The organism is Megasphaera sp. UBA4233 (assembly GCF_002395615.1).
Taxonomy (GTDB): Bacteria; Bacillota; Negativicutes; order Veillonellales; family Megasphaeraceae; genus Megasphaera; species Megasphaera hexanoica.
In genome coordinates, this window is the sequence record NZ_DGXL01000019.1 from 179,572 (window position 1) to 195,474 (window position 15,903).

Genomic DNA, 15,903 nt, shown 5'->3' on the forward strand with positions numbered 1-15,903 from the left:
GGTGTATGTGTTATTTTTCTACAGCCGTGCGTTCCAACAGTGTGCCGTCAGGCAGGAAACTCTGGAATGTCAGCTGATTTTCTGTAGCTTCCATAGTCATATAATTATCTGTTTCCGGCTGGGGCGCTACATATTCATCCAGACTGTGCTGTTTCCAGAGGCCGGGATACTGGACGTTGCCAGCTACGCCGGTAATGATGTAGAGCGGTCCCGACGGATCGCGCTGGAAATTCCTGATGTGTCCCCGGTCACGGTAGGTGTGCAGGTGGGCGGAAAGGACGACGTCTACGCCCGTTTCATCAAAGAGGGGCATCCAGAATGTGCCTTCCTGGGAAAATCCTTCTTCCCGTGGCTGGGGCCGGCTGGCGAATCCGTATTGCAGTGGATCCTTGTGCATGAGGACGACTTTCCATTTCTTCGTCGTTTTTGCCATATCCTGGCGGAACCAGGCTGCCTGATCTTCGTTGAGCTGTGGCTGCCAGTCAGCCAGTTCCGATGCCTGCGTATTGAGGACGACGAAATGAACATCTCCATAATCGAAAGAATAGAACTGGTTTTGATACGATTTAGGGACGCCGGGCAGAGAGAAGAGATGGAGATAGGCTTCGGGCATCCGTACCTTCCAGTCGCGGTTGTACGTTTCGTGGTTTCCCATGAGTGGGACTACGGGGATGCGGCGGATCATGGGGCCGACGACATCGAACCAGGCATTCCACTGATAGTGGTCCTGCCCGTTATCTACGAGATCGCCCATATTGATGAAAAACTGGGCATCGTTGTTGCGCTGCCAGGCCGGTTGAGCCGTAGCCGCCCAGTAACTGTAATCACTCGATTGGGAATCAGGGAAGATGAGGGCTTTGAAATCATTTCCCCGGGCCGTCTGGAATTCCTGCCATTCCGTCCGTTTTTCTCCGTATCCGACGCGGTATTCGTACGTCGTTCCCGGTGTGAGGTCCTGCAGCAATGCGCTGTGGACGTAGGTCGTCGTATCATCGTCGTTAAAGGCTTCATTTGTCGCCTGCTGCTGGAACACGTCGCCATCAGATCCCTTGACGCGGTATTCGACCAGTGCCGGCTCTTCGGAAAAATCAGACTGCCACATGATGGTGCGGCTCGTCATGCTGTCACGGGTGATAATCTGGCGTACGTGAGAGGCATCGACATCGCTGGTCAGATCGTAGTGAGCGGCTGCTGCTTTGGTGACTTGTATGCCCTGACGGGCCACGGCTTTGGAACCGGGGATAAAGAAATAAGCTCCTATGAGAGCGGCTGCCACTAGGGGAAGGGCAGTCAATATAATTTTTTTTCGCGTTAATTTCATATACATTCCTCCTGTGATGGCTTATTTTAGCACATGGAGTGAGCTTTAAGTCAAGACTTTTTTTACAAAATGCTTCTTGACATGGTACGTATTCGGGACTACAATACCTGTATATATAAAGAAACTCGATGAGCGGGAGCAAGTAGCTCTTTCATACCCCTTTCAGCGAGCCGGTGAGGGTGGAAGTCCGGCAGGAGGAGAAAGAAGGAATGGGCCCGGGAGAGGCTGTCAGAAGTCAGTATGACAGGCCGGAACTTTCACCGTTACCAGGAAAGAGTGCATGATGATGTGCATGTAAGAGCCGGGCATTATGCCAACCAGGGTGGTACCGCGGAAATACTTTCCTTTCGTCCCTATATATAAGGGATGGAAGGTTTTTTTATTGACAGGAGGAAAACAATCATGTCTATTATCTTTTCAGGTATACAGCCGAGTGGCAATCTTACATTAGGGAATTATCTGGGTGCACTGCGTAATTTTTCTAAATTACAGGATGCCAATGAATGTTATTACTGCATCGTCAATCAGCATGCTATCACCGTGCCGCAGGATCCGCAGCTTCTCCATGAACGGACCCGTCAGCTGGCGGCTATTTATATCGCTTCCGGTCTGGATCCGCAGAAAGCGACGCTGTTCGTACAGTCGGAAGTTCCGGAACACGTACAGCTCGGCTGGATCATGATTACATCTTCTTATGTAGGTGAACTGGAACGGATGACCCAGTATAAGGATAAAGCTTCCAAACGGGGCGATTCCATTCCGGCCGGTCTTTTGACCTATCCGCCCCTGATGGCGGCAGACATCCTGCTGTATCAGGCTGACTACGTTCCCGTTGGCGATGATCAGAAGCAGCATATGGAAATTACCCGTGACCTGGCACAGCGGTTCAACCGTCTGTACGGGGACGTATTTAAACTGCCCCAGATCCTGCTCGGCCACGATGGCACTCGTGTCATGAGCCTGCAGGAACCGACGAAGAAAATGAGCAAGTCCGATTCCAATACGACGGCTACTATTTATCTTCTCGACGATCCCAAAGATATTGAAAAGAAAATCAAACGGGCCCAGACGGACAGCCTGAATACCGTGCGTTATGACACGGACTGCCAGCCCGGTATTTCCAACCTGATTGAAATTCTCTCGGCCGTGACCGACCAGAGCCATGAAGATATTGAAAAAGCCTACGAAGGCAAAGGCTACGGAGCATTCAAGAAAGATGTAGCCGATGCTGTCATTTCCGTACTGGAACCGATCCAGCAGCGCTATCATCAGCTCGTAGGCGATCCCGAACTGGATGCCATCCTCGACGAAGGCGCCAAGAAAGCCCATGCCAAGGCCAATGTCACTTATGTGAAAGCCTGCCGGGCTATGGGTCTGTACCGTAAATAAGGAGTACATATGAGCCATTTCTTTGCCATTTTGGCGCGCATGAAATTTATCCGCCGCTGGAGCCTGATGCGTAACACCATCGAAGAAAATGTGCAGGAGCATACGCTGCAGACGGCGATGATTGCCTATCACCTCTGCCTGTTACACAATACATATTATGCTGATGGCGGCACTGTAGATGCCGGACGGGCCGTCCTGCTGGCGCTGTATCACGATGCCAGTGAAGTCTTTACTGGTGATATGCCGACGCCGGTCAAGTACTTCAGCCCGGTCATGCGCAGGACCTATGGCGAAGTGGAACAGCTGGCACAGAAACGGCTTGTCGAAACGCTGCCAGAGGATTTGCAGCCTGATTATGAACAGCTGATCTGTCATGCTGAAGAAGATCCTGTATGGCCCTTTGTCAAGGCGGCTGATACATTGAGCGCGTACTTAAAATGCCTTCAGGAAAAACATGCCGGCAACAACGAATTTAATGAAGCATATGAAACCATCGGAGCCCGTCTGCGTGACCTGGGAATGCCGGAGGTAGAGCAGTTTCTCCGCGACTATGCGCCGAGTTTTCTCCTGTCTCTGGATGACATGAATGGCGGATCCTGACCAGCGTGAGGTGTGATATGGATATTACTTATTATGATATTGGTCTCAATCTGTTTACCCGGTCTTTTACTAAGCCGGAACGCATCCTGGCTGATGCGGCAGCCGATGGAATCTGCTGTATCCTTACCGGGTCCGAGGACCGGGAAAACCGTAAGGTCGATGATTTTGTCAAACAGCACAATGCCTATGGGACAGCCGGAATCCATCCGCATGCAGCAGACGAAGCGAAAGAGGCCGATATAGCAGAAATCCGGCGCATCGTAACGACCAATCCCAGAGTCGTCGCCGTAGGGGAAACGGGTCTTGATTACGACCGCATGTATTCGACAAAAGAGAACCAGCTCCATTTTTTCAAAGAGCTCATCGCCCTGGCGGAAGAGCTGGATAAGCCCATGTTTCTCCATGAACGGGACGCTGCCCGTGATTTCATTTCCTGTTTTTCCGGACATGAAGCCATCTGCTCCCAGTCCGTCGTACATTGTTATACCGGCGACAGGAAAACATTAGAGACACTGCTCGATATGGGATTTTATATAGGTATTACAGGCTGGATCTGTGACGAACGGCGGGCCGATGACCTGCGCGATGCCGTATCGATTCTTCCTCTGGACAGAGTGCTGCTGGAAACGGATGCGCCCTATCTGACACCGCGGGGATATCACCTGCCACGGACCAATGTCCCCAATAATATTGTCTACGTGGCGCAGACACTTGCTTCGTATATGGATGTGCCGGTCGGAGATCTGATTGAGCAGGCTAAGAAAAATACAGAAAAATTGTTCCGTTTATGACGGAAGCAGCGGAGAAGGCTGAACAGTACATGAGTTTCTGTTTCAGCCTTCTTTTTATGGTATTTTTTCTGTAGTTGCAGGAATTTGGGAAAATGTATAGAATTGTATAAAGAAGTACTTGCGCAGGCAAGGACTTTTTCAACATAAAACATCCTTGTTAGGAGGTAATGGGAATGACAATTGGCTTATTCTGGTCCCGCTATGAATTAGAGCTTCATGAAAAGAATCTGCGCGAGATCGATGCCAAATATACGTTTTTAATTCATTATGAAATGTGGAACTGGCTGATCGCCAAGATTCCGGAAAAAGTGCAGATACAGATTCTGCGCGGACATAATCATGGTGAAGAATCGTGGTCCTGCCGGCAATGGGTGGAACATATGCTGGACTGGCTGAAAGAAAACAAGCCTGCCGATATATATAATGCCGTTCTCGATAAGATTGCCATTGTCCGTTCCCAGCCGGTAGAAGAAGCGGAGCGTCATGCGGCGCGTACGTTATCCGATGACGAGCTGGCAGAAATGCAGGCTGCCGGGTACTTTAAGTCTGTCCCGCCCAGAACAAGGAACGAATAAGTAAGCGGAGGTGAACTCATGAGGTTTGCTGTAGCCATACGTTTTTTCGTGTGTATCGTATGTTTTTGCCTGACCGCGGCCGTGACGGGGCCTGCTGCATGGGCACAGGAAGCAGAGTCTGCCCGGGTCATTTCCATTTCCGGTGAAATCGATGGCAGCCAGGCAGCACTGGTGCAGCGCGGTATCAGCCGGGCGGAAGAAAACGGAGATAAGGCCATCGTCGTTCGTATCAATACGCAGGGCGGCCGTGTAGACAGTGCGCTGCGCATCCGTGATCTTTTGCGGGAAACATCCATCCCGACAATTGCCCTCGTCACGTCACGGGCCTGGTCAGCCGGAGCGTTGATTGCCATCGCCTGCCGCCATATCGTCATGGCACCGGGAAGCAGCATAGGCGCGGCAGAACCCATACCGGCGACGGAAAAAAATATTGCCGCCCTGAAATCGGAATTCAGTACGACGGCCGCTGATAATGGCCATAATCCCCGCATTGCCGAAGCGATGGTCGATAAAAAAGACGGCCTGCCCGGATATGCCGATGCCGGCGAAATCCTTGCGCTCACGGACGTACAGGCCCGGGAGCTGAATTTGTCGGAAGGAACGGCGGATACGGCGGAAGAAGCACTGCATCTGTTCAGTCTGGACGATGCGACCGTGTATTATGAAGACCGGAACTGGAAGGATGAAACGCTGGGGATGCTTCAGAATGAATACGTCCGCATGCTGTTTGTCGGGCTTATCCTGGCGGCGGTCCTTATCGAAATCAAAACAGCCGGTATCGGTGTCGGACTGGTAACGGCCTGCCTGCTGGGAGGGGTTATGCTCATATCCGGCGATGGCACACTGGCCGATGATCTGAAGGTCATCGGGGCTTTTATCGGCGGTCTGGTCCTCATTGCCCTGGAACTGGTTACGCCGGGAATCGGCATCTTTGGTGTGGCTGGCATCCTGCTGCTCTTTGGCAGTCTGTTCTGGATGCTCGGGGCGACGGTGCAGGCACTGTATATCCTGGCTGGCGGCATCGTCATTGCCGTCATCCTGTTTTACATCCTGGGAAGACACCTGCCTAAAAGCCGGTTGTTTGCCAAAGTGGCCCTGACGACCCGGTCTACGAAAGAAAAAGGTTATACATCACAGGAAGATAAGAGCAAGTATCTGTTTCAGCGCGGTACGACGATTACTATCCTGCGTCCGGCCGGTACGATCCGCATTGGCAAAGAACGGGTCGATGCCGTTTCGAGCGGAGGCTTCATAGACCGGGATGTAGCCGTGCGCGTCATCAAAGTCGAAGGTGCCCGGGTCGTCGTCGAACCGGTGCCGCCTGGTCCATAAGGAGGTAGGTTATGTCTATGTTATCTCTTTTAGCAGCGCCGCTGTTTGTTATTGTCGCTGCTATCATCGTTATTTCATTATTTCTCCATTTCGTGCCACTGGGACTGTGGATTTCAGCGATGGCGGCCGGCGTTTCCGTAGGTATCGTCAATCTTATCGGCATGCGCCTGCGCCGCGTCGTTCCGTCTAAGATCATCCTTCCCCTGGTCAAAGCGAACAAGGCCGGTCTCGACGTCAATGTCAATCAGCTGGAAGCGCATTATCTGGCCGGCGGGGATGTAGACCGCGTGGTCGATGCCCTGATAGCCGCCCACCGGGCGACTATGTCCCTGACCTTTGAAAGGGCCTGCGCTATCGATCTGGCCGGCCGGGATGTCCTGGAAGCGGTACAGATGAGTGTCAACCCAAAAGTCATTGAAACGCCGTTTATTTCGGCCGTTGCCCAGAATGGCATCGAACTTAAAGTACGGGCCCGGGTCACGGTGCGGGCCAATATCGACCGCCTCGTCGGTGGTGCCGGGGAGGCGACGGTCATTGCCCGTGTCGGGGAAGGCATCGTTACCAGCGTCGGCTCGGCAGCGGACCATTCACAGGTCCTGGAAAATCCGGATGAAATCAGTAAGACCGTCCTCAGCAAGGGACTGGATGCAGGAACGGCCTTTGAAATCCTGTCCATTGATATTGCCGATGTCGACGTAGGCCGTAATATCGGCGCCCGTCTGCAGACCGATCAGGCTGAAGCCGATAAACAGATTGCCCAGGCCAAAGCCGAAGAACGGCGGGCCATGGCTGTGGCAAAGGAACAGGAAATGCAGGCCTATACGCAGGAAATGCAGGCCAAGGTCGTCGAAGCCCAGGCAGAAGTACCGCTGGCTATCGCCCAGGCGTTCCGTGAAGGAAATCTGGGCGTCATGGATTATTACACTATGCGCAACGTCATGGCCGATACCAAGATGCGCGATGCCGTAGCCAAGGCAGGCATACCGAAGGCCAAGGCGCAGCCGTCGGCTGTATCGGGCCATCCCGTGACGCCTGCTCCGGAAACACCGGCTGATAAGTAGGTGATGGTATGGAATATATTATTGCCATAATCCTTCTCATGCTCTTGTTTTCCCTGCCCGATGCCCTGCGCCGTAAAAGACGTTATCCGCACCGGGGAAAGCGCCGCAGCAGCCCTATAGATACGCCGCAGCGGCAAAAGCAGACGAGACCGGAGCCATCTCCGCAGAGAGCTTCACAAACCGGACAGGCCCCGGAACAGGGGAAAATGCGTACGGCCGGGCAGGGAACGCGGAATCCGGCGCCAGCCGATACGGGACGCCTGGAAGGCAATCACCGTCCGGCCGCTGCGGCTATCGGCACGACAGCGGAACCAGTCACCGTTCCCGGCGCTCCTGCCGTCGTATATTCCTATGTCCAGCCGCCGGCCTGGAGCGGGCTCTCCGGTGAAGCACGGGATATCTATGCAGGTCTTGTCTGGTCGGAACTACTGCAGAAACCTGTTTCCCTGCGGGATAGAAAATAAAGATACGGCCGCTGGCAGATTGCTGACGGCCGTGTTTTACTTGAGGTAAACGATATGATTACAGAAGAAAAAATATACATAGGGAACATTCCCTGCCTGAAAATAGCGTGTCATGAAGATGTAAAAGGCGTAGTCATTTTTTATCATGGCTGGACATCGACAAAAGAACTGCAGTCCCTGCGCGGCCATATTCTGGCAGCATACGGGTATGATGTGCTGATTCCCGAGGCCATCCATCACGGGGAGCGGGGCATCATCGATTACGAAGAAAATCCGGCAGCGTATGGGAAATTCTGGCAGACCATATTCCAGAATCTCCGTGAAGCGCCGCAGGTCATCGCCTATGCCAAAACCTGGCATGATGATGTGCCGCTGGCCGTCATGGGACATTCCATGGGCGGATTTACGGCTCTGGGGGTTATGACGTGGAACCGGGATATACAGGCGGCAGTCGCCATGAATGGCTCCGGCTGGTGGGATGAATCAGACCGCCGTTTCCGGGCAGGACTGCCGCTGGAACCGATGGATTTTCTTCCGCAACTGCGCCATGAAATCAGCCGGTGGGATCCGTACACTCATACGGAAAACCTGGAAGGCCGTTCGGTGCTGGCGTTGACTGCCGGCAATGACGATACGGTTGACCCCATGGCCCAATCCTACTATATGGATAAGCTGTATATCCTGGCAGGCGTACGGAGCCGGTTCATCACTTATCCGGGGTTGAAGCATTTTGTCACGACGAATATGATGGGCGATGCCGTAAACTGGCTTACCGACGTATTATAAGAAAACGACCTGTCCCATGATGGTTTTCTCCTATCATGTGGCAGGCCGTTCCTTTATCTACGGCAAACAAAAAGCGAAATACGATGGAGTTTTATGCGTGATCATCAGGGAAGGCTTTCGGAAAAATCGAGGCCTTCATCCGTTGCGTAATACGTACCTTCTTCTTTTCCCGGTTCGAGATATTTTTTATCCACCAGCCCTTTCAGGAGCACTTCGTCTACCGGGCGGGGATCGAACATGTCTTCCGGACGGGCTTCTTCCCGTTCGACGACGGCAATGACACTGGCTTCCAGCTCTTCTTTTGAAGGGGTTCCATTGGCGTAGTAAATACGCGGGATATACATGGGAAATTCCTTGCAGGATTTATAGAAAAACTGGCCGATAGCCCGGGCTTCACTCAGGCTGTTGTGCATATCCAGATCAATACCCATTTCTTCACAAATGGCATCCAGTTTATGGGAATCAAAGGTGTACAGTTTTTTTGCTATTTCCAGAGTATCGATAAAACGAAATTCCGGCGGCTTGATGCCAAATACGGTAAGGGCGTGGGTGATACAGCCGATGACGTAAGGCGCATTGTGGCAGACCAGCGTGTGGCCGATAAAATAGTCTTTCATGCCGGCATTCCAGTATTCGCCAAATTCGTCGGCTTTGCTCAGGAGTTCCCAAGTTACATCGGGATTTTTTAAGTCACGCAAATCTTTTTCCGGAGGCTGGATATAAAAATAATGCTGATCCTTTAGTTCACCGCCGGCAAATTCAGCAAAGCCTATGAGACAGATGGAGTAGGGCTGCCGGGAAGCCAGTTCAATAGAGACAGCAGTAAACCGCTGAGGCTTGCGCCGCGTGTATTCAACGGGGCCGATGGGATACTTGTAATATCCGTCAGACGGCTTGATATCGAACTGGTGAAGATTCTGGATTTTGATATGAGTGCGTTTTTCTACGGCTTCCTTCGCTTTCTGCTTACGGCTGCGCCGCCGGATGGCCATAATCATAGAGTAGAGGACGGCAGCGACAAACAGAAAGGAGACAATCATACCGCCGTAATGAAGTAAAGTGTTCATATCCATGGCTATCAGTTCCTTTCGCTGTTTTTGGCATCTTTCTTTTTATCGAAGGTATGATAGAATGTCATATTATAGCAATTGAAAAAGGCATTGTCTGCTGCTTTGCCGTTGACGGAATAGCGATCTGTCGTCGCAACTTCCGGGTCGGGATTGATGGTTTGTGCCGATGGGGTGCCTTTCAGCGTATCGTAGGTCATCGTAGACAATGTCTGCGTCCGGACCGTCTGGGCGTTAAAGTTATAGAAGAAATTGTTCTGATAACCTGTCGCCGTATTTGTAGAGTAGTCATAAGTCAGTACGGTGGCCTGGATGACATAATAGGGAGGGTCGTAACGGATGGAATTGATGGAATTCATATCAATGTAGGATTCGGTCATTTCATCGTGGCCCACCTGGATGTAACGGGGGTTGTCATCAAAAAACATGGCTGAGGCCAGTGTGCAGCCAAAAGCAGCCGCTACCATAAGGGCAGATGCTATTTTTTTAAACATGTCGATCTTCTCCTTTGAATGTGTAATTCAGATACCATATATTATAGCAGATATTGGAGCAGATTAAACATAAATATCCGTAATAGGTAGCAAACAGGAGTTTGCCGATTGAAGTCGAATTATATATAGAGAAAGATGAATTGGGAGTGATATAGTGTCTGTTTTATATATTGGTCTGCCTTTTTCCCGGTGGGAAGCAGATGAAGCGCTGAAGAGAGACGAGGAGAAACGGATTGCCTCCTTTCAGCGGGCCGGCCTGTCTCTGGTACCCGTCAACGGAGGTGCGGGAAGCAGCCGAGTATGCCGTCATTACGGATGGGATGATTCGTTTGTTTGTGAAAATGAACTGCCCGGTGAAGAATTCCTGACGGATCATGTCTTTTGGGAAGATTATATGCTATTGTATATTTCTCCGGGAGCGGCCCGTTCTGATGCATCGTATCAGCAGTTTGCAGGGCAGGCGGCACGAATCGGGGCAGATAATGGAATGTTTGTAGCAGCTGATTTATGCGGCGTGACGGAACCGGTCCCCTGGCAGCACCAGGCGCATATTATCTGGCGCAGAGGCGCAGAACCGTTTCCCTGTGAGGGAAACTGCCGCCTGAGTCTGGCCTTTGATGGACAGCAGATTCATGTTGCCGGAATGAAAGAAAAAGTATATCATGGTACTATAGCCACAAGGGAAACAATGCCGGCCTTTCTCCAGTCGTTGTTGCACGGTGCAACACTGGAAGAGGCGTTACAGGCAGAAACGGAAATATAGTGCAGAAATATGGGATAACGAAGCGCAATTTACAGAGGAGGTATTATTTTGACCAAAACATTAACCGAAGAACATCCTTTACGGGCTGCCATACTGACGATCAGCAGCAGCCGGACATTTTCCAATGATACGAATGGATTAATGATACAATCCGCTCTTACCCAGGGCGGTCATCAGGTAGTCGATTACCAGATTGTCCGCGACGACCGGGATGAAATACTGAATCATCTTCACGAATGGGTCTGCAGTGTCGATGTCGTCATTACCAGCGGGGGTACGGGACTGGCAAAACGGGACGTGACGCTGGAGACGATAGAACCTCTTTTTGACAAGCCGGTTCCGGGATTTGCCGGTCTCATGACGGCCATGGCGTACCGTAATGATTGTGGTGTACAGTCCCTGGCATATCGTTCCAGTGCCGGAATCTGCCGCCAGTGTCTGATATTCTGCCTGCCCGGGCTGCCGAGACTGATTAAACTGGGCATGGAAAAAATCATTTTACCAGAAGTGTTCCACCTGTATGAAGAACTGCAAAAATAAAGGGAACGGATGAGGGAAAAAACCGTCCCCATAATCTGCCTGCAGACGGCCGGACTATGGGGACGGTTTCATTTGTCTTATACAAGCAAAATCCCTGTAATCGTATGATTACAGGGATTTTACCTACATGAGCTGGTGGGCCTACTTGGATTCGAACCAAGGACCAACCGGTTATGAGCCGGGGGCTCTACCGCTGAGCTATAGGCCCATGTAATGAGATTTCACGGGGAAACCTACCAAAACATTATAATACGACTAGCCACTGTACGTCAAGGAGAAGTTTGGGAGGTATCAGTGAAAAAAGAGGAACGCCGGGACGTTCCTCTTTTCCGTACCAGTAGATTATTTGTAGGCTTTCTGATAGATTTCCACGACATCGGCTTCGGACAGGTCGATGCGGTCGCTCTTGAACAGGAAGGCCATAGCCGATTTGGCAATGCGGGCCATCTGAGGAAATTCATCGGGAGTAATGCCGTAATCGGACATCTTCAGATCAGCTACGCCACAGTCTTTCTGCAGCCGCAGCAGGGCTGTGATGAAATCCTTCGGTTCTGTTGCTTCGGTCATACCCAGAGCCTGAGCCAGGCGGATGAAACGGCCGTCACAGACGTGATGTTCAATAAAATAGGTGAAATAAGCTTCGCTGAGCATGATCAGGCCGGCGCCATGGGGAAGTTCCTGATGGAAGGCACTGAGGGAATGTTCCATGGAATGTTCGCTTACGGTGGAGCATACGACCATTTCCAGGCCACCCAGATAGCTGCCGAATGCCACTTTTTCGCGGGCTGTCAGATTTTTTCCATCCGCAACGGCAATGGGAAGATACTGGCTGATGGCCTCAATCGCCGTAAGGGCGATCATTTCACTCATAAGGCTGGATTTATTGGCAATGTATCCTTCGATATTGTGGAACAGGGCATCGAATCCCTGATAGGCGGTGAAACGGGGAGGTACGGATGCCATGAGTTCCGGATCGATAATGGCGAGCTGCGGGAAGAGCTGGGGCCCTTTAATCGGCGTTTTTTCTTTTGTTTCCTGATTGGTAATGACGCCCCCCATGTCGGTTTCTGATCCCGTGCCTGCCGTAGTTGTAATGGCAATGATGGGAAGCGGAGTTTTTTTGATAGGCATTCCCTTGCCGGTACCGTTGGTAATGTAATCCCAGACGTCACCGCCATTCGTTGCCACGACGGCAATGCCCTTGGAGGCGTCGATGACACTGCCGCCACCGAGGGCGACGAGAAAGTCAGCACCGGAAGCAGCTGCCATTTGTCCGCCTGCCGTTACGGTCTGGCGCAATGGATTGGCTTCAATCTTATCATAGAGGACCGTTTCTACGCCGGCCTGACGGAGTTGTTCTTCCGTGCGGGCCAGATAGCCATTGACCTTTACGGATTTGCCATTGGATACGATAATCATGGCTTTTTTGCCGGGCATAGGCTGTGCATGGAGCTCATTGAGCTGGCCACAGCCAAAGAGAACGCGTGTAGGTACATGCAGATTAAACATAGAATCACCCTCGATAGATAATGTAGTATTTTTTTGTCCCTCTCCAGGGAGAATTGCTTACCATTCTAGTATTTAGTATACCATAAAACAGGCGCTCCGTTATGTGAAAATCAGCCGGATCTGTATTATTTATGTATTTCCTGTGTATGGGAACGGATAGCCTGCACCCCCTCCCGGCTGTGTATCTGTTTCATCGTGCGGTAAATCCCGGTGATATAGATGGCGACGGCTATCCAGGCGAATATAAAGGCGACCAGCATCGGCCGTGTCATGACTTCACCGCTCAGCAGGCCGATTACCAGAGTGATGCTGGGTGAGCAGTACATGAGGATGCCAGAGACGGTGATAGGAACGCCTTTGACGCCGGCTGTAAAGAGCATCATGGGAATGGCCGTGACAATGCCCGTTGCCGGAAGCAGGAGCCACTGTAGGCCGTGAAATGTCCCGATAGCCCCTGTACCGTGCATTTCACTGAAACAGATGAATAACAGGGACAGCGGTACCATGGAGAACGATTCAATAAAAACGGAAACCTGACTGTCGAGGACGATTTTTTTCTTCAGGAGACTGTACGATGCCCAGGACAGGCAGATGATGAATGACAAATAGGGGACCTGGCCGTATAAGCAGAATGCCAGCACCAGGCCGGAAGCCGCCAGGAACATGGATAATTTCTGCATCAGACTGATGGTTTCATGAAAAATCAGGCCGCCAAAAAAGATGACCACAATGGGATTGATGAAATAAGCCAGACTTGCCTGGAGGATGAAGCCACGGGTCATGGCGTAGATAAACGCCCCCCAGTTGATGGTAACGAGCAGGCAGGCACCGGCTATATACGGCCATTGCTTCCGCTGATGGCAAAGCCCTGTCAGATTGGACAGGAGATGCTTGTGCATGATCAGGATAAAGCAAAGGACGGAGGACCAGACGATGCGTGATGCCAGTGTATACAGGGGAGATAGATCGCGCAGCAGAATCCAGAATGCTGGCAGGACTCCCCAGATGACCTGACTGAGCATGAAGTATATGTAGTAGACGTTGATGCCTTTTATCATGGGACAGGGCTCCTTTTTTTGAGATATGTGACGATATGTGACATTGTATCATAAATAGAAGTATAAATATACTCATCCGCAGGGGAAATCATAAATCATGAAAAAAAGCAAGGGAAATGCGGGAATTCTAATTTACTTTTAATAAAACCGTTTTTTTCTAATGTAGAGCTCATCGTATTTTCAGGTAACGTTAATCTTCCGTTGGTATCATATATGGGAAAGGAATGGATAAAGGAGACAGGTTATTATGAGTGATCCGGAAAAAGAACTGGGGAAGGCGGGAGAAGAGCGGGCTGCCCTTTACCTGAAGCGCCAGTGCGGATATCGTATCCTGCAACGCAATTACCGGACCCGGCTGGGGGAAATCGATATTATTGCCTGCGATTGCGATACGATTGTGTTCGTTGAAGTGAAGACGAGGCGTTCCTTGTGTTACGGATATCCGGCAGAGGCCGTAGCACAGCATAAACAGTTTAAATTAAAAATAACGGCCCAGTCCTATATGGCACGGTACCGGTTATGGGATGTGCCGTGCCGGTTTGATGTCATCGAAGTCATGCCGGGTCCGGGAGGGGCGCTGCGGCTTCATCATATCCGGCATGCGTTCTGGCCGGGGATGTGAGGGTATTCCTATGTTTGCAAGTGTATATGGAGCGACGACGCTGGGACTCATGGGCAACATTATTACCGTAGAAACGGATATCGCCAACGGACTTCCCGGATTTGAAATCGTCGGAATGGCAGCGACATCTGTCAAAGAATCGAAAGAGCGGGTCCGTTCGGCTATGAAAAACAGCGGGTATGAATTCCCTATGCGGCGGATTACCATGAATCTGGCGCCGGCTGAGCTCAAAAAAGACAGTACCGGACTGGATATAGCCATTGCTGTCGGCATCATGGTGTCCAGCGGGCAGATACAGGCAGAAAAAACGGCAGGCTGCCTGTTTATCGGGGAATTATCTCTGGATGGACATATCCGGCCCGTAAAGGGACTTCTTTCGATGATTCTGAAAGGAGCTTCTGCCGGGTTTCATACGGTTTTTATCAGTGAAGAAAATGCGGCGGAAGCTTTGTTGTGCCGTAAAATGACGGTCTATGCAGTTCGCACATTGCGCGATGTCATACAGCATCTGAACGATATAGAACGGCTGGAAGCGGCCGTACCGTCCGATGACCAGCAGGAAATAAGGCCGGAATATACCATCGACTTTTCCGAGGTACAGGGACAATTTCTGGCCAAACGGGCGTTAGAAATTGCTGCCGCCGGCGGGCATAACGTACTCATGATCGGACCTCCGGGGGCCGGCAAGACCATGCTGGCCAAACGTCTGCCGACCATACTGCCGCCTATGAATACGGAAGAATCACTGGAAGTGACGAAAATTTACTCCGTAGCGGGACTGTTCCATCAGAACCGCATGATTACAGAACGGCCATTCCGCAGCCCTCATCACACGATTTCTGTCAACGGCCTCATCGGTGGCGGCACGATTCCGCGGCCGGGAGAGGTTACACTGGCCCATAATGGCGTCCTATTTCTGGATGAACTGCCGGAGTTTCCCCGCTCCGTACTGGAAGTTATGCGTCAGCCCCTGGAAGATGGCGTCGTGCACATCGCCCGCGTCCACGCTTCCCTGACCTATCCGGCCCAATATATGCTCATAGCCGCCATGAATCCTTGTCCCTGCGGCAATTACGGGTCTGACCAGCTTTGTACCTGTACGCCTGGGGAAATCCGCCGTTATGTGCGGAAAATTTCCGGGCCGCTGCTGGACCGGATTGATCTGCATGTCCGCGTCGAGCGGCCCTTATACCGTGAACTCGTGTCCGATGAGGCACAGGAAGGGTCCGGTGTAATCCGGGAGCGCGTCCTGGCGGCCAGGAAACGGCAGGTAGAGCGACTGCGGCCATTTGGTATGTTCTGCAACGCCCACATGGGACACCGGGCAATCCGGGAAACGTGCTGTGTGACGGAACAGGCCAGAAGGCTTCTGCAGGAGGTATTTGATAAATTTAAACTCAGTGCGCGCAGTTACGACCGGATCATCAAGGTATCCCGCACGATAGCTGACTTGGGAGAAAGCGATGAAATAGGGCAGGAGCATGTAGCCGAAGCGCTGAGTTATAGAAATAAACTGCAAAGGATGTGACGC

General features: G+C 51.5%; 17 protein-coding genes, 1 tRNA gene and 1 other annotated feature. Of the genes, 12 read left to right on the top strand and 6 right to left on the bottom strand.

Features of this window, described 5'->3' with window-relative positions; translation table 11 throughout:
• Nucleotides 1–10 precede the first annotated feature (10 nt).
• A complete protein-coding gene (locus B2U90_RS05680) occupies nucleotides 11–1,321 on the bottom strand; it encodes a purple acid phosphatase family protein (RefSeq protein WP_292017327.1) in 1,311 nt (436 codons plus the stop codon).
• Between the two features lie 119 nt (nucleotides 1,322–1,440).
• Nucleotides 1,441–1,679, top strand: a binding site (T-box leader).
• Between the two features lie 44 nt (nucleotides 1,680–1,723).
• Between B2U90_RS05680 and trpS the strand changes: the two genes are divergently transcribed.
• From trpS to B2U90_RS05720, 8 genes are all read left to right on the top strand, one after another.
• On the top strand, nucleotides 1,724–2,710 hold the full coding sequence (trpS, locus tag B2U90_RS05685) for a tryptophan--tRNA ligase (RefSeq protein WP_075581265.1): 987 nt from the start codon (nucleotides 1,724–1,726) through the stop codon (nucleotides 2,708–2,710).
• 9 nt (nucleotides 2,711–2,719) lie between these two features.
• Nucleotides 2,720–3,310: a 5'-deoxynucleotidase gene (yfbR, locus tag B2U90_RS05690; protein ID WP_292017328.1), complete on the top strand. Its 591-nt coding sequence runs from the start codon at nucleotides 2,720–2,722 to the stop codon at nucleotides 3,308–3,310.
• Nucleotides 3,311–3,327: 17 nt separating this feature from the next.
• Nucleotides 3,328–4,101, top strand: a complete 774-nt coding sequence (locus B2U90_RS05695) for a TatD family hydrolase (protein WP_170087523.1) — start codon at nucleotides 3,328–3,330, stop codon at nucleotides 4,099–4,101.
• A 173-nt stretch (nucleotides 4,102–4,274) separates the two neighbouring features.
• Nucleotides 4,275–4,676 (top strand): hypothetical protein, encoded by a 402-nt coding sequence (locus B2U90_RS05700; protein WP_113855663.1) that lies wholly within the window; start codon nucleotides 4,275–4,277, stop codon nucleotides 4,674–4,676.
• A gap of 18 nt (nucleotides 4,677–4,694) precedes the next feature.
• The gene (locus tag B2U90_RS05705; protein WP_113855664.1) at nucleotides 4,695–6,008 is read left to right on the top strand and encodes an NfeD family protein; all 1,314 of its coding nucleotides are present in this window, start codon (nucleotides 4,695–4,697) and stop codon (nucleotides 6,006–6,008) included.
• An 11-nt stretch (nucleotides 6,009–6,019) separates the two neighbouring features.
• Nucleotides 6,020–7,069, top strand: coding sequence for a flotillin-like protein FloA (gene floA, locus B2U90_RS05710; RefSeq protein ID WP_075582425.1), 1,050 nt, complete (start codon nucleotides 6,020–6,022; stop codon nucleotides 7,067–7,069).
• 8 nt (nucleotides 7,070–7,077) lie between these two features.
• A complete protein-coding gene (locus B2U90_RS05715; protein WP_113855665.1) occupies nucleotides 7,078–7,533 on the top strand; it encodes a hypothetical protein in 456 nt (151 codons plus the stop codon).
• 54 nt (nucleotides 7,534–7,587) lie between these two features.
• Nucleotides 7,588–8,319 carry an alpha/beta fold hydrolase gene (locus tag B2U90_RS05720; protein WP_292017329.1) on the top strand — a complete coding sequence of 244 codons (732 nt, stop codon included), beginning with the start codon at nucleotides 7,588–7,590 and terminating at the stop codon, nucleotides 8,317–8,319.
• 104 nt (nucleotides 8,320–8,423) lie between these two features.
• On the opposite strand, the gene B2U90_RS05725 is transcribed toward B2U90_RS05720, so the two are convergent.
• The gene (locus B2U90_RS05725; protein WP_236699606.1) at nucleotides 8,424–9,392 is read right to left on the bottom strand and encodes an exonuclease domain-containing protein; all 969 of its coding nucleotides are present in this window, start codon (nucleotides 9,390–9,392) and stop codon (nucleotides 8,424–8,426) included.
• 5 nt (nucleotides 9,393–9,397) lie between these two features.
• Nucleotides 9,398–9,880 (bottom strand): hypothetical protein, encoded by a 483-nt coding sequence (locus B2U90_RS05730; RefSeq protein ID WP_059075315.1) that lies wholly within the window; start codon nucleotides 9,878–9,880, stop codon nucleotides 9,398–9,400.
• Nucleotides 9,881–10,034: 154 nt separating this feature from the next.
• Here B2U90_RS05730 and B2U90_RS05735 point away from each other — a divergent pair, with 154 nt between their 5' ends.
• Both B2U90_RS05735 and B2U90_RS05740 read left to right on the top strand, forming a co-directional pair.
• A complete protein-coding gene (locus B2U90_RS05735) occupies nucleotides 10,035–10,643 on the top strand; it encodes a hypothetical protein (protein ID WP_292017330.1) in 609 nt (202 codons plus the stop codon).
• A 48-nt stretch (nucleotides 10,644–10,691) separates the two neighbouring features.
• On the top strand, nucleotides 10,692–11,183 hold the full coding sequence (locus B2U90_RS05740) for a MogA/MoaB family molybdenum cofactor biosynthesis protein (protein WP_206084978.1): 492 nt from the start codon (nucleotides 10,692–10,694) through the stop codon (nucleotides 11,181–11,183).
• 133 nt (nucleotides 11,184–11,316) lie between these two features.
• Here the strand turns inward: B2U90_RS05740 and B2U90_RS05745 are convergent.
• The 3 genes from B2U90_RS05745 to rarD all read right to left on the bottom strand — a co-directional run bounded on the left by B2U90_RS05745 (nucleotide 11,317) and on the right by rarD (nucleotide 13,750).
• Nucleotides 11,317–11,391 (bottom strand) — tRNA-Ile (locus B2U90_RS05745).
• Between the two features lie 134 nt (nucleotides 11,392–11,525).
• Nucleotides 11,526–12,692, bottom strand: coding sequence for an iron-containing alcohol dehydrogenase (locus tag B2U90_RS05750; RefSeq protein ID WP_240937131.1), 1,167 nt, complete (start codon nucleotides 12,690–12,692; stop codon nucleotides 11,526–11,528).
• Between the two features lie 125 nt (nucleotides 12,693–12,817).
• On the bottom strand, nucleotides 12,818–13,750 hold the full coding sequence (rarD, locus tag B2U90_RS05755; protein WP_234995454.1) for an EamA family transporter RarD: 933 nt from the start codon (nucleotides 13,748–13,750) through the stop codon (nucleotides 12,818–12,820).
• 247 nt (nucleotides 13,751–13,997) lie between these two features.
• Between rarD and B2U90_RS05760 the strand changes: the two genes are divergently transcribed.
• Both B2U90_RS05760 and B2U90_RS05765 read left to right on the top strand, forming a co-directional pair.
• On the top strand, nucleotides 13,998–14,372 hold the full coding sequence (locus tag B2U90_RS05760; RefSeq protein WP_292017331.1) for a YraN family protein: 375 nt from the start codon (nucleotides 13,998–14,000) through the stop codon (nucleotides 14,370–14,372).
• A gap of 10 nt (nucleotides 14,373–14,382) precedes the next feature.
• Nucleotides 14,383–15,900: a YifB family Mg chelatase-like AAA ATPase gene (locus B2U90_RS05765; RefSeq protein ID WP_292017332.1), complete on the top strand. Its 1,518-nt coding sequence runs from the start codon at nucleotides 14,383–14,385 to the stop codon at nucleotides 15,898–15,900.
• Nucleotides 15,901–15,903 lie beyond the last annotated feature (3 nt).